This window comes from Tautonia plasticadhaerens (genome assembly GCF_007752535.1).
Classification (GTDB): Bacteria; Planctomycetota; Planctomycetia; order Isosphaerales; family Isosphaeraceae; genus Tautonia; species Tautonia plasticadhaerens.
Window position 1 is genome coordinate 3,745,512 of record NZ_CP036426.1, and the last position, 21,233, is coordinate 3,766,744.

Here is a 21,233-nt window from a genome sequence, read left to right on the forward strand (position 1 = left end):
TCGTTCGGCACCCCGGGGCGTCCGGGTCAAGCCGCCCGCCCCCCGACTCCGGTCGGTCGTGCCGGTCGTGCGGGATGCCCGCCCTGTCCCGGCGTCCCCGGGCGATCCGGTCGCCCTCCGCCTCGGGGTCCTCCCCTGAGCAATCGCCGTTCCCGGGCGTCCCGCGGTCGGGGCCGGGGAGCCGCCCCGATCCGCACAAGTCCAGGCGGTCAAACGAGATTCGGTCGGGGTCGGGAGGACGATTCTCGGGGCGAGGCCCGGCCCCCGGCGAGGCCGGGGTTGCTGGCCCGCCGAGGCGCGATGTAAATCCGACAGGTCGAGCCCGCTCGCCGCCCCCGACGTGCCTCCCGCCCTACGAGATCGGCCGGGGCGTCGGCAAGGGGGGGTGGCGGGCGAGGAGGTCGTCGGCCGAGAGCGGGTCGACGGGCCGGAACAGCCGGGCGGCGATCCGGTGGGAGCCCAGGGCGCATTCCTTCTCCAGGACGTAATAGCGGTTGTAGTCCTCGATCCTCCGATTGACCGGCCCCAGGTCCAGCTCCTCGACGAACCGGGCCCAGCGCCGGTTGAACCGCTCGACGCTGGCGGCCAGGTCCCGGGCGACGGCCCGACGCCTCCGGCCCGGGGCGGGCTGGTCGGCCCACCGGGGGGGCTCCTTCGAGCCGCTGAGCGTCCAGAGGTCGGCCACCGGGCCGTCGAAAGCGTCCGACCAGTCGTCCTGCCCGGTCGCCACGGCGGCCCATTGCCGGAGACGGAGGTGGACGAACTCTAGCATCCCCGCCCTCGCGGCCGAGCATCGGCCGTGCAGGCGGGAGAGCGACGACTCCAGGTCCTGCCCCCTCCGGGCGAAGGACGGGGCGTCGAACAGGCCGAGCATCTGCCGGATCTCGGTCTCCACCGAGGCCAGCGAGGCGGCCTCCTCCTCGTCGGGCTCGGCGTCGGGGGCGGTCATGGGGCAGGCTCAATCGGAGGGCGAACGATGGAGGTCCGGGCGTCTGGGACGTGGATCGGGCGCGTGGTCAGGGATCGGAGGGCAGGGGGGTGGGCTCGGGCTCGATCCAGAGGAGGATGCCGTCGGTGGGGCCCGGTGGGGTGCCCGATCGGCCTTGTCCGAGCGGCTGGTTGTAGCGGAGGCGATGGAGGACCAGGGGGACATCGGGGGGTGCCGAGGGGACTTGATCGGCCGGGGACTCGGAGCCGTAGCCCATCGCGTGGGGCTTCTCCAGCTCCAGCCGATGGCGGCCGTCCAGGGTCGCGACGACGCGCTGGAGGGGGGCGCCGTCGACGGTCTCCAGTACGACCACATGCCGCCCCGGCCGGAGGGGGAGCGACGCCCCCTCGGCCGCCAGGCCGGCTTGCGGGATCTCGCGGGTGGCCAGGCAGAGGCGATGGCCGCCCTCCGGCAGGTAGAACTCCCATCGGTTCTCGCCGAGCCAGGTCGTCTCCCGCTTCACCGCGGCGAGTCGCCGCGGGTCCTCCACCACCAATTCCCGGACCAGAGGCCGGTCTCGGGCGATCCGACGCTCCAACGTCGCGATCCGATTGCGGTCGACGGCGTACGAGGTCCAGACGGCGACCGCGGCCACCAGCAGCACCAGCGACCTCACGCCGACTTGCCATCGCGGGCCTCGGGGCCGATCGGCCGGCCGGTCGTCGTCCCCGGTCTCGGCCGGTCTCGGCGCTGGTCGTGATGACACCGCTCGTCCTCCCGAGGAACATCGGAGATCGGTTCAGGGTTTCGCGGGCCTCGGGGTGATCTCCAGGGTGAACAGGTCGGGCAGGACCTGCTGCCAGCCTCCCATCGAGGGGAGGCGTCGGGCCTCCTCGGCCAGGTCCTCCGGCAGGCTCAGGCGTAGGAGCACCGTTGTCTCGCCCTCCTCCGGCACGACCAGCTCCCCCTCGCCCGCCCGGTCGACCCGGATCTCGTCCCAGCGGCCCCGGAGCAGGTCGGCCATCGCCTCGTCGCCGAGGCTCGCGGTGTTGCCGCCCGAACCGACGCTGGAGTAGAACTCCAGGAGCCCCGACTCCCCCTCCCGGAACCGGACCCGGCCGACGTATTCCAGGGGAGAAATGCCACTCCAGCCCGCGCCGAACGACCCGCCGGGGGACCGGAGGCTCACCGAGGAGCCCGAGGCCGGCACGTAGATCCGCCAGGCGAAGTGCATCGGGTCGCCGGTCTCCAGCGCCGTCAGGTGGATCCGGCCCGGGTCGGTCAGGGGGAGCTCGCCGGCCTCCTCGGCGAGGTGGTCGGCCGTCGATTGCAGGTCGGCCCGCTCCCGGTTCGACCGCCAGGCCAGCACCCCGCCGACCGCGATCGCCGCCAGCAGCGTCAGGTCGATCAGCCTTCGCGTCATGGTCGGTTCGTCCTCCCGTGCGACGGTCCAGCCCGCCGACGGTTCATCGGGGCGGCGTGTCGGCGGTCGAGAACGCGTTGAGGCTCCGCTGGTAGTGCCAGGCCTGCCGATCCCGGCCGAGTCCATCGGTGCGGGCATCCCAGGCCCCGGCGGCGGCCTCCAGGGCGTCGCCCGGGGCCTCCTCGCCGGAGGAGGCCGAGGCGACGGCCCGGGCGAGGTCGGCCAGGTACTCCCGGGCCCCGGGGATGCGGAGGCCGACGAGGACCCGGTCGGCCAGGAACGTCTTCGAGACCGCGTCGGACCAGTCTCGACTGCTCAGGCCCGGCAGGTCCCGGGCCTGCGCCGGGCCCTGGCCGATGAGCGGGGTCCGGACGGGGATCGTGGGCACCCTCGGGTCGATCCGGAGTCGGGAGGCGGTCTCGGGCTCGATCAGGTACCGGGCGAAGTCGCCGGCCGCCCCGGGGGCCGCCGACGAGGCCGAGACGCCCACCAGCCAGCCGCCCCCGCCGGGCAGGTAGCCGGGGCGGTTGGGCGGGTCGGCCTCGTCGTAGGCGTTGCGGAGCGTCTCGAACATCTTCGGGGAGCCCGGCAGCCGGGCCACGCCCAGCTCGGCCTCGTCGTCGGGCTCCAGCCAGGTCGAGGCGCGGTCGGCCCGGTCGATCAGGAGCGCCGCCTCGCCCGACCGGAAGGCCGAGCGGGCCGCCTCGGCGTCGAACCCGGCCATCCCCTCGGGCCCGGAGTCGACGAGGGAGACGAGGGCCTCCAACGACTCGACGAACGGGGGGCTTGTCAGCCGGGGGGCCATCGAGTCGGGGTCGAACAGGAAGGAGAAATCGTCCCGGTGCAGCCCCAGGGCGGAGGCCCGGGCCAGGAACGTCTCGGCGCCGAGCCGGTCGACCTCGTCCCCCCCCAGGGCCAGGGCGATCCCCGACTCGGCCTGGCCGTCGCCGTCCCAGTCCTTGCCGTCGAGGAACCGGGCCAGGGCGTCGAGCTGTTCCCAGGTCTCCGGCACGTCCAGCGAGACGCCCCCGGCCTCGGCCTCGGCCCGGATCGCCTCCCCCTCCAGCGCCGAGGCCCGGTAGACGAGCACCAGCGCCGCGCCGCCGAGGGGCAGCGCGACCCGCTCCCCGCCGTACTTCGAGACCTGCTCGCGGTACGGCTCGGCGACCTGGTCGTAGGCCAGTTCCTCGCCGGGGAGTCCCCCGGCGTCGGCGTCGGCGTCCCGGTCGTCGTCGGGCTCGGGGGGGGCGACGAGGGAGTCGGGGAGGGGAGCCAGGGCCCCCCGGTCGATCAGGGCGCCGAGCCGGTCGCCGGGGAAGACGACCAGGTCGACGCCGTCGAGGTCGTCGGCCTCTGCCTCCGTCCGGGCGTCGATCGAGACGGAGCCGCCCCGGCTGCGCTCCCACTCCCCCCGGCGGTCGTCGATCGCCTCGGCCAGGCCCGGATCCCCCAGGACCGCGACGCGCAGGGCGACCCCCCGGTAGGGCTCGACCGGCCCGGTCGCCGTCGAGCCCCGCTGACCGCACCCCGACGCCGCCGCGATCAACCCGACCGCCAGCGCGACCGCCGCCGCCCGATCGCCCTGTCGCCCCATGCTCCGGGCCCGCCCCTTGGTTGCTACAGACCGGGACCTGCTCGCCGCGTGCCGAATCGCGGCCGGAGGGCCCCGGACGTTCCTCCCGGATCATGGTAAATCCCCCCGGCGGGCCGGTCAAACCGCCCCGGGCCTCGGGCCCAGCCCCCGGGCCGGCCGGGGGGCCGGCGTCGCCCCTGTGGTCGATTCCGCCTAGTTTGACCGGGAGCCGGCACGGCCCCGGCCCAGAGGAGGTCAAGGCACGGCCGGGCACCCTCCGATATGAGGGGGGATGGTTGACCGGAGCGACGCGGCACGTGACCCGGGCCGGTGCGGATCGATCCCAGGAGGATCGACCCGGATCGGGCCGGTCGGGCGATCGAGCCAGGGGCGACCGACCGGCCGGCCGACCGGATCGTCGGCTTCAGGAGCAGGAGAGTGGCGGCGATGGACCCACGATTCGTCCCCGACCGAGCCGCGACGCAGCGCGACGGCGGACGCGACCCGATCGGCCGGCCCGGAGGCGGCGGCGGCCCCGAGCCCGTGCTGCCCAGCCGGCTCGGCGCGATGGCCGAGTGCCGGCAGGCCCTCGGCAAGGGCCGGGGGCCGGTCCTGCTGACCGGCGAGGCCGGTTCGGGCAAGACCTGGGCCTGGAGGAGGCTGGCGACCGAGCGCCCGGGGCTGGGCCCCGGCCCCGGATCCTGGCGCTGGCTGGGCCTGGACGCGACGCCGTCGGACGACGGCGTCGACCTCGTCCGGCGCGCCCTCCGCAACCTCGGCCGGGCCGACTCGGGCAGCCTCCCCGACCCCCGGTCCGCCCTGGCCGAGGAGCTCCGGGAGCAGGCCGAGGACGGCCGGCGCTGGGTCCTGGTGCTCGACGAGGCGCAGAACGCCACCGACGCCGCCCTGGAGGAGTTCCGGCTGCTCTCCAACCGGCTCGGCCGCCCCGACGGCTTCGCCGGGCTGCTGCTGGTCGGCCGCACGGAACTGGCGATGAGGCTCCGGGCCCGGGCCTGGGAGTCGCTCGAATCGAGGCTCGCCGCGGGCGTCCGGCTCGGGCCGATCGACGCCGAGGAGGCCGGGACCCTGATCTGCTGGGCCGCCCCCGGCCGACGCTGGGAGCGGCCGACGGTCGAGGAGTTGCACGCCCGGTCGATGGGCAATCCGACCCGGCTGATCCGCCTGGCCGATCGGGTCGACGCCCCCCGGGTCGAGTCGGGCCCCGCCCCTTCGCCCTCCACCCCGACGCCGGCGGTCCCCGCCCCGGCCCCTGCCGCCCCCCGCCGACGGCCCTCCGGGGAGGCCCGGGCCCCCGAGGTCGCCCGCCGGGTCGACCCGGATGCGGGGCCGGCGGCCCCCGGCCGATCGGGCCTGGCGCGGATCGAGCCCGCCTCGGCCACCCCGCCGGCCCCCCGGCTCGTCGAGGCCCGTCCCCCGCTCCGGTTCGAGGACGGCCTGATCGAGGTCGGCTGGTCCGAGGCCGACCTCGACCTCGATGCCGATGCCGAGGCCGAGGCCGGCTTCGAGGGTGAGCAAGACGCCGACGACGAGGCCGGGGCCGACGACGATACCGACGCCGACGACGGGGCCGGGGCCGACGCCCTCCCCTCGTCGGCGGTCGCCTGGCCGTCGGGCGGGTTGCTCGAACCGGACGAGGCCGAGGCGCCTGCCTCCCGGGCGACGACCGACCTGCCGAGGGGGCCGATCACCGAGGCGATCGACGACCCCTACGCCTCGATCCAGGCCCGGCTCGAGTGGGAGATCGCCCGGGGCGCCGCCGGGTCCGACCCGGCCCCGCCCCGCCCGGCCCCCGTCCCGGGTGCTGGCCCCGCCGAGGCCGGGGGGAGGCGAGGACCGTCGAGGCCCTTCGTCGGCGAGCGGGAGGAGGCCGACCGGCGGCCGACCCTGTCGCCGTCCCCGTCGCAGGTCCGGGCCGAGGCGGGGCAGGAATTCGCCCCGTACGGCCGCCTGTTCTCCCAGCTCGGCTCGCCGAGCGACGCGGACTGACCGGCCAGGCCGGCCCGTCCCCCGGTCCCCGGGCGGGCACGGGCGGGGCGAGCCGGGCCGGACGCGAGGACCGCGACGGAATGGGTGAACGTCCCTGGACCGATCGCCGAATAAGGATTACCAAGGAAACGCGACTTCCCTCCTCCCCCTGGGGGGCGGGATCGCTCGGGAGGGCGGGTGTCGTCGCGCGTTGCCAGAGATGCTCCCGCAGCCCCCCGATTCCCGCGGGGGGCCCTCGCGCAACGAGTGGCCTCGGCGAGCGACCCCCGGATCCGTCCGGGATCGCGGGCCGGGACACCTGGGGCGGCACCCGCCCTTCCCGTTCCCTCCGCTCCCCCCCCGGCCCGGCATGCCCCGGGCCTCGTCATGGGCCGGCCCCGGTCGCGTCCCCCCGGGCATCCTCCCGGGGCGAGGCCGGTCGAAGTGGGCTGCCGATCCCGATCGTCGGCGGATATGCTAGGGTTCCCCTGACCGGGAGGATCCACATGGCCGGAGCCTCCCCCGATCCCCCGATCGGGGGCGAGGAGGTCCCGGTCGGCCCAGCCCCGACACCGACTCCGGGATCGATCGTGAGCACCGAGCCCAACACCCGCCCCGCCGACCTCGCACCCGCCCCGGACCGGCCTCCCCGCCTGGTCGTCTCGCTCTGCACCTACAACGAGGCCGAGAACCTCGACCCGCTCGTCCGGGCGGTCCGCAAGTACGCGCCCCATGCCGACGTGCTGGTCATAGACGACAACTCCCCCGACGGCACCGGCCGCGTCGCCGACCGGCTCGTCGCGGAGATGCCCGGCGTCCACGTGATCCACCGCGCCGGCAAGCTCGGCCTGGGCACGGCGGCCGTCGAGTCGATGAAGTTCGCCGTCCGCCACGGTTACGACTACATCCTCAACCTCGATGCCGACTTCAGCCACCCCCCCCGGTTCATCCCCGACCTGCTGGCCGGGATGGGCGAGCACGACGTGATGATCGGCTCGCGCTACGTCCCCGGCGGCGGGATCGACAGCGCCATGTACGACGCCAAGCGGAAGCTGATGAGCTGGGGCATCAACACCTACGCCCGCCTGCTGCTCGGCCTGCCCTCGAAGGACAACAGCGGCTCGTTCCGCTGCTACCGGGTCTCCAGGCTCGCCGAGCTGGACCTGGACGGCATCAAGTCCCGGGGCTACTCCTTCCTGGAGGAGGTGCTCTACCTCTGCCGGAGGGTCGGCTGCCGGATCGGTGAGACGCCGATCGTCTTCGAGGACCGCCGCGCCGGGGCCTCGAAGATCAACACGGCCGAGGTCGTCCGGGCCCTGGAGGTGATCGCCCGCCTCGGGATCTCCCGGCCGTTCCGGCGTCGGCCCGCGACGCGCAACGACCGGTCGGCCGTCCGGGCCTGACCCGGCCCGAACCGCCCGGCGACCGGCGGGGCCGTCACAGCAGCCAGAAGGAGGCGACGACCGCCGCCGCGAAGCCGACCAGCCAGAGGACGCCGAGCGCCAGCCCCGCCCGGTCGACCCAGTCGGACTCCGGGCCCGGCGACCATCGGCCCCCCATCGCGAGGACCAGCCAGGAGACGGCCACCAGCGGGGCGACGTTCGACGGGAACGAGGCCGCGTAGAGCCACGACTCGACCCCGATCGGGTAGTTCAGCATCAGCGGCAAGTCGTTGAACGTCTCCAGCACCAGTCCCGAGAGCACCGCGATCGAGGCGACGAAGCCGGGGCGGTCGCGGAGCAGGGCCCAGCCCGGCCTCGGCCGCCGGAGCCGGATCGGGATGAGGGCGATCGACGCGCACAGGGCGACCCAGCAGGCCCCGGCGACGGGGACCGAGAGCAGGGCGTCCACCGGGCCCCGGAGGGTCTGACGGACCATCACCGCCCGCGTCATCGCGGACGCGACCCCGGCGGCGGCGATCAGGAGGAGCAGGTCCGCCAGGGTGAATCGCCGCCTCGGGAGAGTTCCCATGCCGTGACTGTCCCGTCGGGTGGCCGGGCCGGTGCGGATGCCCCGCTGACGCGATCAGGGGTCGACGGAGAAGAGGACGTGGCGGCCGTCGGCGACGTCGTCGAGGCGGCCCCGCCCGTCGGGCAGGGCGCGGAGGTGCCGGGCCTCGTCCCCGGACGGCGCGAAGTGGACGCCTCGGCCGGCCATCGGATCGCCCCGTGCTCCCGGGCCTCGGATCCTCGCGGGGTCGGTGCGGGACGACGGCCGATCGGAGCCCGTCGGCGATCGGGTCGATCGATCAGCCGGCGTCGCGCTCCCGGACGGTCAGGTAGACCTCCTGGCAGGTCTCGGCGACGCGCTCGCCGAGGTTGTGGTACTTCACCTCCAGCTGGCCGGAGTACATGCTCAGCACCTTGCAGAGGAAGGCCGAGTGGGCGGCGTCGGCCTCCTCCTCGGCGAACTGCTGGAGCGACTCCTCGATCTGGTCGGCCAGGTACAGGAGGAACTGGGCCTGGCCCTTGACCTCGGCCAGGGCGCGGTGCAATTCGGGGGAGCCGCCGGGGTCCCGGGGCCCCTCGGCGACGCGGCCGGGGGCCGGGCCCGGGACCTCGGAGTCGAGGGCGGCGGCGGAGCCGTCGCCATTGCTGGCGGCGGGGGATTCGACGGGTCGGCCGTTCATGCGGCGTCCTCCGAGCCGAAGCCGGCGGGATCGCCGTTGACCAGGGTTTCCAGCGAGCCGCAGAGCTCGCCCACGAGCCTCATGTTCTCGCACTCGACGGCGAGGTTGGAGGCGTGCATCTCGATCAGCTGGCGGAGGAAGATCCGCGTGCCCGGGTCGGATTCCCCCTCGAACCGTTCCACGTCGGCGACGGCGGCCCGGACGAGGTAGTCCATGAACTGGAGCTTGCCCCGGATCGAGGTGCAGAGCTTGTCCAGCTGGCCGAGCTCGGCGGAAGGCGGGAGGGTCGAAGCAGGTAGCGACATCCGTATCTCCCCGACCCCGGGGGTCGGTTGCTCGACTCGACGAGAGGGTGCCTGCCCGATCGGGACGCGGTCCGATGCGTCGCGACGCGATCGACCGCGGCCCCCGGGCCGACGGCGGGCGGGGCGATGGCCCGGGGGCCGGCGTCCCGCCCGTCGACGTTCCGTGAGAGTGCACTGGAGGGTAACCGGATCGCCCCCGACCGACAAGCGGTTTTCCCCGCCCCCCCCTGGCGAGGCGTCGGGCCCGGGGTATCATGCGCCTCGACGGCCGGGCCCCGGCCCGACGGGGGCGGGGCCGGCCTCCCCTCCGAGTCGTCCGCCAGCCGCACGCACCCCGGGAGCAACGACCATGACCCTGACCCGACGCCGCCTGCTGATGGCCTCCGGCGCCGCCGCCCTCGGCGCCTCGGCGATGAGCCGCACCCTGCTCGGCGCCCAGGACGGCGACCGCAAGCGGATCCTCTACTTCACCAAGAGCTCCGGCTTCCAGCACTCGGTGATCAACCGCGAGGCGGACCAGCTCGCCCACTCCGAGACGATCCTCATCGAGGTCGGCAAGGAGCACGGCTTCGACGTGACCGCCTCCAAGGACGGCCGCCTCTTCGAGCCCGACCGGATCGACGAGTGGGACGGCTTCGTCTTCTACACCACCGGCGACCTCACCGAGCCCGGCTCCGACGGCAACCCCCCCATGTCCCCCGAGGGCCTGGAGGCCTTCCTCGAGGCGATCCGGTCGGGCCGCAAGGGGTTCGTCGGCATCCACTGCGCCACCGACACCTTCCACGCCCCCCCGGACGAGGGGCCCACGCCCTTCGTCGAGATGATCGGCGCCGAGTTCATCACCCACGGCCCGCAGCAGGTCGCCACGGTGAAGGTCGTCGACCCGGACTTCCCCGGCGCCGGGCCGTTCGGCCCGACGTTCGAGATCAACGACGAGTGGTATGCCTTCCGCAACATGTCCGACCAGATCCACGCGATCATGGTCCAGGTGACCGAGGGCATGCAGAGCGGCCCCCGCAACGACTACGGGCGCCCGGACTACCCCAACACCTGGGTCAAGCGCTACGGCGAGGGCCGGGTCTTCTACACCTCGATGGGCCACCGCGAGGACGTCTGGACCAACCCCAAATATCAGGGCCTGCTCATCGGCGGCCTGAACGTCGCCACCGGCCGGGCCGAGGCCGACTTCACCCCGAACGTCTCCGAGGTCACCCCGGGTTACCAGACCCTGCCGGGCTGATCCCCGGGCGGCAGGGAGGCAGATGCCGGGGGCGGGGCGGATCGGATGAGCCCGAATCGCCCTCCGTCCCCCGGCGTCCTTCCCATTCCCCTGGCCGTCAGCCGCCCGCCGCCACCCCCGGCCCGGGGCGGTCGTCGGCGGGGGGCTCGATCTTGCGGATGAGCACGCCGTCCCCGACCTTCCAGAGGAAGAGCGTGCCGGTGTCGTCCCCGGCGGCGACGATCGACCCGTCGGCCGAGGTGGCGACGCCGTGGACGTAGTCGGTCGCCCCGGCATAGGACCGCTGGGCCCGGCCGTTCTCGGCGTTCCAGAGCCGCACCGTCGTGTCCCCCGAGGCGCCCAGCACCTCCTCCTTGCCGGGGATCCAGCGCACCGAGGTCACCTGGTTGCCGGCCTCCTGCGAGGTCCGGAGCTGCTCCCCCTTCTCGTAGTCCCAGAACTTCAACACCGTGTCGGCCCCCCCGCTGACGAGCCGGGTGCCGTCGGCGTTCCAGTCCACCGACAGGACGTGGTGGGTGTGGCCCTCGAACGTCTCCACCAGCTCCCAGGAGGGCACGGCCACGACCTTGACGAACTTGTCGGCCGCGGCGCTGGCCAGGGCCGAGCCGTCGGGGCGGAAGCGGAGGCCGAAGACGGTGTCGGAGTGCAGCTCGGGCAGGTCGAGCCTCAATTCGCCCGACTCCGCGTCCCAGAGCTTCACCTCGCCCGAGCCGGCCGGTTCGCCGCCCCCGGTGGCGATCAGGGAGCCGTCGGGGCTGAAGTCGATGGCGAGCACGCGGAAGGCATGGGGCCCGAGCGTCCGGTGCAAGGACCACTTGCCGGACACGCCCCAGAGCTTGATCGCCTGGTCCTCGGCCCCCGAGACGACCCGGCCGTCCCCGGCGAACGCCAGGGCGTCGACCGCCGCCACCTTCGCCGGGTCGTCCGCCGCCACGTGGCCGAAGGCCGCCACGCCGGTCCCCGTCCCCGCTTCCCAGACCTTCAGGCCCGTCGCCCCCGAGGTGGCCACCCGGTCCCCCGAGGGCGAGAACGCCACGGCCCGGACGCCCCCCTCGTGCCCGACCAGCTCGGGGCCGGCCGAGCCGTCGGCCATCGACCAGAGCCGGGCCGTGCCGTCGTCGGAGCCGCTCAGGACGGACTGGCCGTCGGGCGAGATCGCCAGGGCCCGGACCGGGCCGGAGTGGGCCTCGATCGTGCGAGTCGCCGAGCCGTCCTCCGCCTCCCAGACGCGCACCGAGCCGTCATCGCCGCCGGTGATCACCGTCGAGCCGTCCGGCGCCGAGGCGATCGCGAGCACGGCGCCGTCGTGCCCGTCCAGCTCGATCGGCTGCGCGTCCTCGGCCGGTGCGGCGGGCCCTTCGTGGAGTGTCCAGAGTCGGGCCCGGCCGTCGTCCCCGGCGGTGGCGAGGCGAGTCGTCCCCGGGCCGACGAAGGCGAGCGCCCGGACGGCCCCCTCATGCCCCTTCCATTCTCCGATCGACGAACCATCCTCCACCTTCCAGAGCCGGACGACCCCGTCCGGGCTCCCCGAGGCGGCGACGGAGCCGTCGCTCGACAGCGCCAGCGACCGCACCGGGGCCTTCTCCGGCTGGTCCATCTGGCGGCGCTGGGCGGCGTCCGCCCCGTCCCAGACCCGGATCGAGCCGTCCTCGCCCCCGGAGACGATCGTCGATCCGTCGATCGTCGAGGCCAGGGCGTTGACCTTCGCCCCGAGGCCGTCGAGGGTCTTCTCCAGGGTGCGGGTCGGCGCGTCCCAGACGGTGGCGACCCGGTAGCTGCCGGCGGCGAGCCGGGAGCCGTCGGCGCTGAACCGGACGGACTGGATCAGGTCCTGGTGGCCGCCGAGCCGGACGACTTCCAGGCCGGACCTGGTGTCGTAGACCTGCACCACGTTGGCCCGGCCGATGGCGACCTCGCCGCCGTCGGCGGTCAGGTCCACGGCGAGCACCGGGTTGACCCCCGGGGGCAATTCTCCCAGCTCGATGGCGGGGGAGTCGGCCGGCTCCTCGGTCATCTCCGCCGGGTCGTCCTTCGCCCCCTGGTCGATCCAGAGCTTGAGCAGGCCGAGTTCGTCGGGGGTCATCGGCTCCAGGTCGTCCCCGACGGGGGGCATGAACGGCTCGACCCGGTGCGCGGCCATCTTGAACAGCAGGCTCTCGTCCGCCTTGCCGGGCACGATCGCCGGGCCGGAGTCGCCCCCCTCGATCATGAAGGCGATCTCCTCCATGTTCAGCCCGTTCTCGGCCAGCGCGACGTTATGGCAGCCGATGCAGCGGTTGTCGAGGATGTCGATCACTTCATTCCAGAAGCTGACCGGCCCCTCCCGGTCGGGGACGGCCACCTCGATCGGCCCCCCCTGGGCGAGGGCGACGGCGGGGGCCGCCAGGGTCGTCGCCAGCAGCGCGGCGAGGGTCGGACGGTTGAGCATGGGATGATTCCTGTTGGGGCGAGGTTCGATCGGTCGTTCCCGACCCTCGCCCCCGTCCGCGGGGGAGAGGGTGGGCGAAGCCCGGGTGAGGGGGATCGGACGACGCGCACGGCATCGAGTCCGACGCATCGACCCCTCACCCCGGCCCTCTCCCCGCCTGCGGGGGGAGGGGGCATGAATTCAGGACGGTGATATCCGAGCTTATTTCTTCGTGATCGTCAGCCGGATCGGGTTGGACGGCTCGCTGAGCGTCACCTCCCGGGCCTTGCTCGGGTCGTTCGGGTCGGGGATGGAGGCCTTCCCGACGGCCCGGAGCAGCAGGGTGTAGGGGCCGGGCTCGGCGTCGTCGGGCACGGTGATCGTGATCGGGGCGGAGTCCTTGCCCTGCTCGACCTTGGCCTCGGTGGCGGTCACCCGGTCGGGCAGGGCGTCGGCGGTGACCTGGAACTCGGCCTCGACCCCCTCGGCCCGGGAGACGGTGGCGGTCAGCTCGGCCGAGCCGCCCTGGGGCACGGTCAGCTCCCCCGGGGCGGCCGAGAGCCGGGCCGGGGCGCCGGGGAGGACGGCCACCGCCAGGCCCCGGGTCACCCGGGCCACCGGGGTCGGGTCGCGGCCCCCGGCGGGGGGGAGGGTGATCGACCCGGCCAAGGCGACCCGACCCGGCCCTCCCGTCGGCGCGCCGTCGGCGCCGATCGGGATCCCGACGAGCCGGGCCGTGCCGAGCTTGGTCGGCGCCCCCTCGGAGGCGCTGAAGACGATCGGCGCCTGGGCCTGGTTCGCGCCGATCACCACCGGCTCAGCCGACACACCCGCAGGCAGGCCCTCGGCCTCCACCCGGATCGGCCCGGCCAGGCCGTCCCGGCGATGGACCAGGACCTGGGCATTCGTCCGCCCCCCGGCCCGCACCGAGACGGCGGCGGGGCCCCCGGCGTCGCCGGGGGCGGCGAACAGGAGGAAGTCGGGCCGCTCGGGGCGGATCACCAGGCGGTAGACGGCCCCCGGGGCCGGCTCGGCCGCGTTGTACAGGTCCCCCACGGTGATTCGGTAGGTGGCGTCCTCGGGCGCCTGGAACTTCAGGGCCGGGTCGACGGTCGCCCGGGGGAACCGGGGGGCCGTGCCGGGGTCGCCCTGGTCGTCGGCCTCGGCCACGTCCCGGGCGACGCCGCCGTCCTCGCCGAGCTGCTGCACGAGCAGGGTCGTGTCGACCGGCGAGCCGATCCGCTCGGCGAAGACCTCGATCATCCAGGTTTCCCCCTTGGCGGCCCGGAATTCGTAGAGATCCACGTCCCCGACCCGCCGGAAGTCGGCCGACACGTCGCAGGGCGGGGAGAGCGGCATGGCGGCCTCGTCCGCCCCCTCGCCCGAGGGCTCCTCCTCGACGACGACCGGCGCCAAGGCCTCGGCGATGAAGACCGGGTCGGCGGCCCCTCCCCCGGCCTCGTGGACGTGCCAGAACCCCCGGACGCCCGCCCCCGGGCTGCCGGAGTAGCCCGCCCCGGGGCGGTCGGGGTCGATCGCCAGGTCGGCCGGCACCGGGATCGAGACCTCCAGGCGCTCCAGCGGCCGGCCGCCGGGCAGGATGTCGCCGGTCGAGGTCGCCCCCTCGCCGAGGTCGCGGCCGAGCAGGGTGAAGGCCGTCATCGAGCCCGGCTCGGCGGCCCGGGGGACGACCGCGTCGACGACCGGCCCGTCGAGCAGGCCGAGCCGGTAGACGTGCGCCGGGGAGCCCGAGTAGACCACGTCCCGGACCTCGACCCGGTACGTCCCGTCGGCCGGCAGGACGCAGTCGAGCCTCGGGTCCCGTCCCACGTCGTCGTGCCCGTAGGCCAGCTCCCGGCCCTCGGCGTCGAAGAGGCGGATCTCGGCGTCGAGCGGGGCGTCGAGCCGGGAGGCGAGCAGGGTGACGAGCACCCGCCGATCGGCCTTGCCCTCGAAGGAGAACCAGTCGACATCGGTCGCGCCGTCGATCCGGCCGTTGACCGTCCGGCCGACCTCGACCGGCCCCGCCTCGTCCGGCCCATTGTTCGGCTCCCGCTCGGCCTCCTCGGGCCGGAGCCCGACGGCGAAGGCCCTGGGGTTGCTCACGCCGAGCGGGCCGACCGCCCGGACGTCATGGAGCCCCGGGGGCACGTCCGGGGCGATCGACACCCGGAACCTCGGCGGCGTCGCGTCCCCCCCCGCCCGAGCGGCCCGGATCCCCGGGTGGTCGAACCAGAGCCCTTCGACCGACTCCAGCTCGCCCCCGACGAGCTGCACCTCGGCTTCCTGCCCGAGCTGCCCCCCGGCCGGGAAGACGGCGTCGAGCCGATGCTGGGGCACCTGGGCCCGGGCGGGGGCCGCGATCAGCAGCAGCAGCGCCAGCAGGGCCGTCGGGGCGAGTCTAGGGGGTCGGAGGCGGGCCCGGCGCTCGGGCCCGAGCGGGAGGGGGCGGCTCATCGGGGCGGCTCCGGAGGGTGGTCGGGCGGGGCGGGATGGTGTCGGCGGGCGACCTCGGTCGGGGTTCATCATAAATCCAACATCGGGCCGAGGGGAGTCCAAGCCGGGCCCGATCGACGCAAAGGCCGGTTCACGCCGGGTCTCCGGCGTGCAAGAATTGGGGACACGTCGCCGGGCCGTCGGGGGATGGCCCGGCCCCGATCCCCCCGACCGAGTGTCGGCCCCCCCCGCCCGGAGGTCGCCGTGACCAGGCGAACGGCCAGCATCAAGGCGTCGAACGCCGGATCGAAGCCGAAGTCGAGCCCGAAGCCGAAATCGAAGCCGAAGCCCAAGGAACCGGCCGCCTCCTGGGTCGACCTGACCTGGGACCACCTCGACCGCTGGGCCGGCTCCCGGTCGGTCGAACGGGGGCGGTCCTACGAGCGGGGGGGCCGGGTGTCGGGCCTGTCGATCACCGCCGACGGGAGCCTGCTGGCCTGGGTGGACGGCACGTATCGCTATGCCACCACGGTGTCCCTCGCGGGGACCGGGGCGAAGCCCCTGCTGGAGTCGTCCTGCACCTGCCCGGTCGGCTTCGCTTGCAAGCACGCCGTGGCGGTCGTCGCCTCCTACCTCGACGCCGTCGCCTCCGGGGAGGACGTGCCGGTCGCCGACGAGGACGACGATCGCTGGGCCGAGCTGGAATCCGGCGGCTATACGGGGGACGAGTGGGACGCCTACGGCGCCGACGACGACCCCTGGGAGGAGGACGACCCGGACGACGAGCCCGCCCCCCCCCGACGCCGGGGCCGCAAGGCGCGCGGGGTCGGGGCGAAGGGCAAGGGCGAGGGCGGGTCGGCCTGGGACGCGAAGATCGAGCGGCACATCCGGTCGAAGTCCGAGGAGGAGCTGGCCGACCTCGTCCTGGCGCTGACGAAACGGTTCCCGGAGCTATATCGGGAGCTCAAGGATCGGGTCGCGCTGCAGGACGGGGACGCCGACCTGCTCGTCGCCGAGACCCGGAGGGAGATCCGCCGGGTCACCGCCCAGGAGGCCTGGGTCAACGCCTGGACCGGGGAGGGCAGCCTGCCCGACTACGAGCCGATCCGCCGCCGCCTCGCCCGGCTGCTGGAGCTGGGCTGCGCCGACGAGGTCGTCTCCCTCGGCCGGCTGCTCCTCGCCGAGGGCCTCCGGCAGGTCGGCGAGTCGCACGACGAGGGGGAGACCTCGCTCGCCCTCTCGAAGTGTTTCCCCGTCGTCTTCCGGGCGGTGACGCGGTCGAGCCTGTCCGGCCCCGATCGCCTGCTCATGGCCATCGACGCCGTCCTGGAGGACGACTACGGCGTCCTCGACGAGGCGGTCGGCCTCGTCCTCGACGGCCCCTCCTCCGCCGAGGACTGGTCGATGGCGGCCGACCGGCTGCTCGAACGCCTGGAGGACCAGGACGAGCCCGGGGGCGACCCCTCCGAGCCGGGCCACTTCCACCGCTCCTACGGGCGGGACCGCATCACCGACTGGATCGCCACCGCCCTGGAGCACTCCGGGCGCCCGGACGAGCTTGAGAAGATCTACGAGGCCGAGGCCCGGCGCACCCTCAGTTACGAGCGGCTGGTCGACTTCCATCTCAAGCGTCGACGGCTCGACGACGCCGAGCGCTGGGCCCGGGAGGGGATCTCGCAAACGATCGACCGCCTCCCAGGCATCGCCACTCACCTGGCCGATCGCCTGCTGGAGGTGGCCCGGGCCCGCAAGAAATGGGACGTCGTCGCCTCCCACGCCGCCGTCTCCTTCTTCGAGCGGCCGCGCCCCTCCGGCTTCGACGAGCTGATCAAGGCCGCCCGCAAGGCGAAGGCCGAGCCCGCCGTCCGGGAACACGCCCTCCGCTTCCTGGAGACCGGCGTCCTGCCCGTCCGCCCCCCCGCGCCGCCGCCCCGGCCGTCCCGGCCGCGGTCGAAGTCTCGGGCGAGGTCCACGGGGTCGAGTTCGGCCGGGCCCGCCCCGACGCCGGAGGCCCCGAAGGCCCCGGTGGTCGACCCCGGCTGGCCCCTGCCGACGCCCGACTACCTCGTGCCGTTCCTCTCCCAGGCCCTCCGCTTCGACCCCGAGCCCCGCCCCCACCTCGACGTGCTCCTGCAAATGGCGATTGCCGCCAAGGACCCCGAGGCGGTGCTCCGCTGGTACGACCGGATGAAGGCCGAGCCGTCGCGGTCCCCCTACTCCTACGACCACGCGCGGGCCTACGCCGATCGGGTGGCCGGGGCGGTGGCCGACTCCCATCCCGACCGGGCGATCGCCATCTACCGCGATGCGCTGGACGCCCAGCTCCCCCACGCCCGGCCCTCGGCCTACGAGGCCGCCGCCGGCTACCTCCGGAAGCTCCGGCCGCTGTACATGGCCGTGGGACGGCCGGAGGAGTGGGAGGTGCTACTCTCCTCGATCCGGGAGTCGTACCGCAACCGCCCCCGGTTCATGGAGCAGCTCGACCGCCTCGACGGCCGCCCGATCGTCCAGTCCCCCCGGGGCCGGTCTCGGTCGGGCCCGAACGGGCGACGCCGTTGAGGGGGCGAGGCGACGCGACGCGGGGGCCCGGCCCGCCGGGGCTTTGCCCTCCCGGCGGGGTCGGCGAGGCTCCAGGGCGGTCCGACCGGGACCAGTCCCGGGCCCCGGACGGGGGCCGCGGACCGATCGGCGAGCGCCGAATCAGGGGCGGTGGCCGTTGGTCTCTCGGGACTCGCTCAGCTCCTTGAGCGTCTCGGTGGCGCGCTCGACGTTGTTGCGGATGATGTCGACCATCTCCTCGCCCAACTCGCTCTCGAAGTTCGACTTGCGGATCGCGTTCGCGGCCGAGGAGATGGCGCTGAGCCGGTTCCGGAGGTCGTGGACCACCTCGCGGAGGTCGGTGGGGTCTGGCATGGAGTCCTCGAAAGCTCGCCAGTCGGAGGGCGTGGTCGGCGGGATCGCAACCCGGCGGGATCGGGGGGAGGGATCCACGATGTGAAACATTTTTATGCAACTTTCATGCCAGCCCCCGCGAGACCGAGGCCCGAGTTGCCGACGGGGGCGACCCCTGCGTAGGCTGTCGGGGTCGGGGTCGGCTACGGATCCCGCAACTCGGGCCTCGGTCGCGCGGCCGGGGCCGGGCGGATCGATCCGGGGGCGAAGGGGGCAGCGATGGGCCGGATGGTCCTGATCGTGGCGGCCGGGTGGGCCGCGCTGCTCTGCGGGTGCTTCGTCCTGGGGCTGGGCCCCGGCGGGGGAGGGGGGCACGGCGCGATCGGCTGGGGAGCGACCGCGGCCGGGGTGCTCGTCCATGCGTCGGCGGTGGCCGTCCTGCGGGTCGTCGGCCGTCGGGTCCGAGGGGCCGAGCGGTCCCATCCCCCCGCCTCGCCGGGCGGTCGGTTCGGCCCCCGGGCGGCCCGGAACGCCGACCGGGTCGTGCCGATCGCCGGCTCGGCCCCGCTGCTGCTCCTGCTCGCCGCCCTGACCGGCCCGACGGCCCGCCCGACCCCGCCCGGCGAGGCGGGCCTCGGGCACCTCGCCCTCTGCTCGGTGGCCCTCGGCTTCAACCTCGCCGCCCTCGCGATCGAGGTCGTCTCGATCCGATCCCAGCTCCGGTTGCTGCGCGACGCCTCCTCCCCGGCCGACCCCCCGGGCCCGACCCCCGACCGCCGATCGGTCGCCCCCGGCACGTCCCCGGGCCGGCCCCCCTGATCGGGGCGGGAGGCCGGCCGGCCGATCGCCCCGGTCCCGCCCGTCACCCCGGGGACGCGGGCCCGAGCCGACGCGACTCGACGTGAGCCGGTGAAACTCCGATGGCGGATCCCGACCGCTTTGGACTACCATCCAGGGGCGAGGTCGCCCCCACCGGTCGGGTCCCCGAGGTCCCGGGCCGATCCCCGGCCCCTGGTCCCCGGTCGACGGCCCCCGGTCCCGAGGCCGACGGCGTCCGCCCGTCCTCGGTCCCGGCCCCGCCGACCCGGCCTCCGTCGCCCCGCCCCCCCGAGCCGGACCCGGCCTCGACGCCGATCCTCGATCCCGCCGCGCCCGACGCCGCGGGGACCCGCCGCACCCGGAGCGCCTCCCGCCGATGTCGCCCCTGCTGGTCATCGTCTCGATCGTCCTGGTCGATCTGCTCGGCTTCTCGCTGGTCATGCCGCTGTTGCCGAGGTATGCGGAGCTGTACGGCTTCGACGAGCGGATGATCGGCGCCCTGCTCGCCGCCTTCCCGCTCTGCCAGCTCGTCGCCGGGCCGGTGCTCGGCCGCCTGAGCGACCGCTACGGCCGCCGGCCGATCCTGCTGATCAGCCAGGTCGGCACGACGGCCTCCTTCCTGATGATCGGCCTGAGCGACTCCTTCGTCCTGATGCTGCTGGGCCGGATGCTCGACGGCTTCTCCGGCGGGAACATCCTGGTGGCCCAGGCGTACATCGCCGACGTGACGAAGCCGGAGGGGCGCTCCAGGGGGCTGGGGCTCATCGGCGCCGCCTTCGGCGTGGGGTTCGTGCTCGGCCCGCTGCTGGGGGGCGTGCTCGTCTCGCTGCCGATCGGCCCGACCTGGCAGCTCCGCCTGCCCTTCCTGGTGGCCGCCGGGTTCTCGACGGCCGCCTGGATCCTGACCATCTTCTGGCTGCCGGAATCCCGCCCCCCCGGGGAACGGGGGGGGCCGGACGCCTCCCGGGCCGCCGCGAGGGCCCCCAGCTGGCTGGGCGTCTTCCGGGCCCTGGGGGACCGCCGGGCCGGCCCCCTGGTGCTGCTGGGGGCCCTGCTCGTGCTCTCGTTCGCCAGCCTGGAGGGGACCTTCAGCCTGTTCCTGGAGCGTCGGATGGGCTGGTCGGCCGGGATCGCGGCCTACTGGTTCGCGGGCCTGGGGCTGGTCAGCGCCCTGATGCAGGGGGGGCTGATCCGCCGCCTCGTCCCCCGGTTCGGCGAGGCCCGGCTCATCCCCGCGGGGCTGCTCCTGCTGGCCGGGGGGCTGGCCGCGCTGGCCGTCTCCGACGAGGTCGCCGGCCTGGCCGCGGCCGTGCTGCTGGTCGGCCTCGGCCAGGGGATGGCGGCGCCGACGATCTCGGGGCTGCTCTCCCGGGGCGTCCCCCCCGACCGCCAGGGCCGGATCTTCGGCGCCTTGCTCTCGGCCCAGACGCTCGCCCGGCTGGTGAACTACCAGGCCTCCAACGAGCTGCTCGGCCGCCTCGGCCCGGCCGCCCCCTACTGGCTCGGCGCCGCCATCGGCGGCCTCGCCCTGGCCCTCTGCCCCTGGGCGATCCGGGCCTCGGGCAAGCCCGCCGACCCCCCGGACGAGTTCCCCCGGGCCGCCGTCCCCGCCGAGGAACCCGCCGCCCGGGATGCCTGAGCCCGAATCGCCGGCATGACGGTCCGTCCCCCGGCGTCGCAGGCGACCGGCCGGGCGGCCGTACGCCCGGCGATTCGGTCGCCGATCGTCGTCCGTCCGACAGTCGTCCGGGGAATCCGTCGCAATTCCCCGGGCCGGCGTGTAAGAAAAGGGGCGGCGTGTTGTGTCCCTCGGGTGGAGGGCGTTGGGCCTTGGCTGACTCTCCAGAAACCCGGCCGAGCCTGCTGGTCCGCCTCGGGTTACCCCGGGACGACCGGGCGTGGGAGGAGTTCGTGGAGCTGTACGGCCCGCTGGTCCGCCGACTGGCCCGGCGCAGCGGGTTGCAGGAGACCGACGCCGACGACCTGGCCCAGGACGTCTTCCGGGCCGTGGCCGGGGCGATCGACCGCTGGGATCCGGACCCCTCCCGGGGGTCGTTCCGGGCCTGGCTCTCCCGGATTTCCCGCAACCTGATCGTCAACCTGATCGCCGCCCGACGCCGGCACCCGGCCGGCACGGGGGCCGGGGGGACCGACATGGTGGCGATGCTCCACGCCCAGCCCTCCTCCGACGAGGACTCGGCCCTCTTCGACCTCGAATACCGCCGTCGCCTCTTCGCCCTGGCGGCCGATCGCGTCCGGGGCACCGTCCGGGGGGCCACCTGGCAGGCCTTCTGGAGGACCGGCGTCGAGGGCCAGGACGCCCGGGCCGTGGCCGAGGCGCTGGGCCTCAGCCCCGGCGCGGTCTACGTGGCGAGGAGCCGGGTCATGGCCCGGCTCCGTCGGGAGATCGAGGCCATCGAGGGGGACGGGTGAGACCGCATTGCCTGGAAGACACGCCTTCGGGTGGCTGGGGTCTCGCGGACGAGACCCCGGTCGCCGAGGCCACCGGACCGGGGTCTCGCGGACGAGACCCCGGCCACCCGACGGACCGGGGTCTCGCGGACGAGACCCCGGCCACCCGAACGTGATTGATTC

At 74.7% G+C, this 21,233-nt stretch carries 18 protein-coding genes; 7 read left to right on the plus strand and 11 right to left on the minus strand.

Translation table 11 applies throughout. The features are described from left to right. Positions 1-352 precede the first annotated feature (352 nt). From ElP_RS14890 to ElP_RS14905, 4 genes are all read right to left on the minus strand, one after another. On the minus strand, positions 353-949 hold the full coding sequence (locus ElP_RS14890; protein ID WP_231749727.1) for a hypothetical protein: 597 nt from the start codon (positions 947-949) through the stop codon (positions 353-355). Between the two features lie 67 nt (positions 950-1,016). After that, positions 1,017-1,694 (minus strand): hypothetical protein, encoded by a 678-nt coding sequence (locus ElP_RS14895; RefSeq protein WP_145270553.1) that lies wholly within the window; start codon positions 1,692-1,694, stop codon positions 1,017-1,019. Positions 1,695-1,727: 33 nt separating this feature from the next. Further along, entirely contained in the window at positions 1,728-2,351 is a 624-nt protein-coding gene (locus tag ElP_RS14900; RefSeq protein WP_145270555.1) for a hypothetical protein, read from the minus strand. A gap of 43 nt (positions 2,352-2,394) precedes the next feature. Continuing rightward, positions 2,395-3,945, minus strand: coding sequence for an ABC transporter substrate-binding protein (locus ElP_RS14905; protein WP_145270557.1), 1,551 nt, complete (start codon positions 3,943-3,945; stop codon positions 2,395-2,397). Positions 3,946-4,371: 426 nt separating this feature from the next. Here ElP_RS14905 and ElP_RS14910 point away from each other — a divergent pair, with 426 nt between their 5' ends. Beyond that, positions 4,372-5,931 carry an ATP-binding protein gene (locus ElP_RS14910; RefSeq protein ID WP_145270559.1) on the plus strand — a complete coding sequence of 520 codons (1,560 nt, stop codon included), beginning with the start codon at positions 4,372-4,374 and terminating at the stop codon, positions 5,929-5,931. Positions 5,932-6,500: 569 nt separating this feature from the next. Then, complete coding sequence (locus ElP_RS14915; RefSeq protein ID WP_231749729.1) at positions 6,501-7,313, plus strand: polyprenol monophosphomannose synthase; 813 nt, start codon at positions 6,501-6,503, stop codon at positions 7,311-7,313. Positions 7,314-7,347: 34 nt separating this feature from the next. On the opposite strand, the gene ElP_RS14920 is transcribed toward ElP_RS14915, so the two are convergent. From ElP_RS14920 to ElP_RS14930, 4 genes are all read right to left on the minus strand, one after another. After that, positions 7,348-7,881, minus strand: coding sequence for a hypothetical protein (locus ElP_RS14920; RefSeq protein ID WP_145270563.1), 534 nt, complete (start codon positions 7,879-7,881; stop codon positions 7,348-7,350). 54 nt (positions 7,882-7,935) lie between these two features. Next, complete coding sequence (locus ElP_RS40660) at positions 7,936-8,067, minus strand: hypothetical protein (protein ID WP_261344435.1); 132 nt, start codon at positions 8,065-8,067, stop codon at positions 7,936-7,938. 91 nt (positions 8,068-8,158) lie between these two features. Then, complete coding sequence (locus tag ElP_RS14925) at positions 8,159-8,539, minus strand: hypothetical protein (protein WP_231749731.1); 381 nt, start codon at positions 8,537-8,539, stop codon at positions 8,159-8,161. Continuing rightward, positions 8,536-8,844: a hypothetical protein gene (locus ElP_RS14930; RefSeq protein WP_231749733.1), complete on the minus strand. Its 309-nt coding sequence runs from the start codon at positions 8,842-8,844 to the stop codon at positions 8,536-8,538. Before ElP_RS14930 ends, ElP_RS14925 begins: the two co-directional genes overlap by 4 nt. A gap of 349 nt (positions 8,845-9,193) precedes the next feature. On the opposite strand from ElP_RS14930, the gene ElP_RS14935 reads away from it, so the two are divergent. After that, entirely contained in the window at positions 9,194-10,084 is an 891-nt protein-coding gene (locus ElP_RS14935) for a ThuA domain-containing protein (protein ID WP_145270565.1), read from the plus strand. Positions 10,085-10,181: 97 nt separating this feature from the next. Here ElP_RS14935 and ElP_RS14940 read toward each other — a convergent pair whose 3' ends face one another. Further along, positions 10,182-12,512 (minus strand): c-type cytochrome domain-containing protein, encoded by a 2,331-nt coding sequence (locus ElP_RS14940; protein ID WP_197446996.1) that lies wholly within the window; start codon positions 12,510-12,512, stop codon positions 10,182-10,184. A gap of 201 nt (positions 12,513-12,713) precedes the next feature. Further along, positions 12,714-14,948: a PPC domain-containing protein gene (locus tag ElP_RS14945; RefSeq protein ID WP_145270570.1), complete on the minus strand. Its 2,235-nt coding sequence runs from the start codon at positions 14,946-14,948 to the stop codon at positions 12,714-12,716. A 243-nt stretch (positions 14,949-15,191) separates the two neighbouring features. Between ElP_RS14945 and ElP_RS14950 the strand changes: the two genes are divergently transcribed. Beyond that, complete coding sequence (locus ElP_RS14950; RefSeq protein WP_197446997.1) at positions 15,192-17,486, plus strand: SWIM zinc finger family protein; 2,295 nt, start codon at positions 15,192-15,194, stop codon at positions 17,484-17,486. Between the two features lie 141 nt (positions 17,487-17,627). On the opposite strand, the gene ElP_RS14955 is transcribed toward ElP_RS14950, so the two are convergent. Then, positions 17,628-17,840 carry a histidine kinase dimerization/phospho-acceptor domain-containing protein gene (locus ElP_RS14955; RefSeq protein WP_145270574.1) on the minus strand — a complete coding sequence of 71 codons (213 nt, stop codon included), beginning with the start codon at positions 17,838-17,840 and terminating at the stop codon, positions 17,628-17,630. A gap of 258 nt (positions 17,841-18,098) precedes the next feature. Between ElP_RS14955 and ElP_RS14960 the strand changes: the two genes are divergently transcribed. From ElP_RS14960 to ElP_RS14970, 3 genes are all read left to right on the plus strand, one after another. Next, positions 18,099-18,638, plus strand: a complete 540-nt coding sequence (locus tag ElP_RS14960) for a hypothetical protein (RefSeq protein ID WP_145270576.1) — start codon at positions 18,099-18,101, stop codon at positions 18,636-18,638. Positions 18,639-19,014: 376 nt separating this feature from the next. After that, a complete protein-coding gene (locus tag ElP_RS14965; RefSeq protein WP_145270578.1) occupies positions 19,015-20,277 on the plus strand; it encodes an MFS transporter in 1,263 nt (420 codons plus the stop codon). Positions 20,278-20,468: 191 nt separating this feature from the next. Next, positions 20,469-21,071, plus strand: coding sequence for an RNA polymerase sigma factor (locus ElP_RS14970; RefSeq protein WP_145270580.1), 603 nt, complete (start codon positions 20,469-20,471; stop codon positions 21,069-21,071). Positions 21,072-21,233 lie beyond the last annotated feature (162 nt).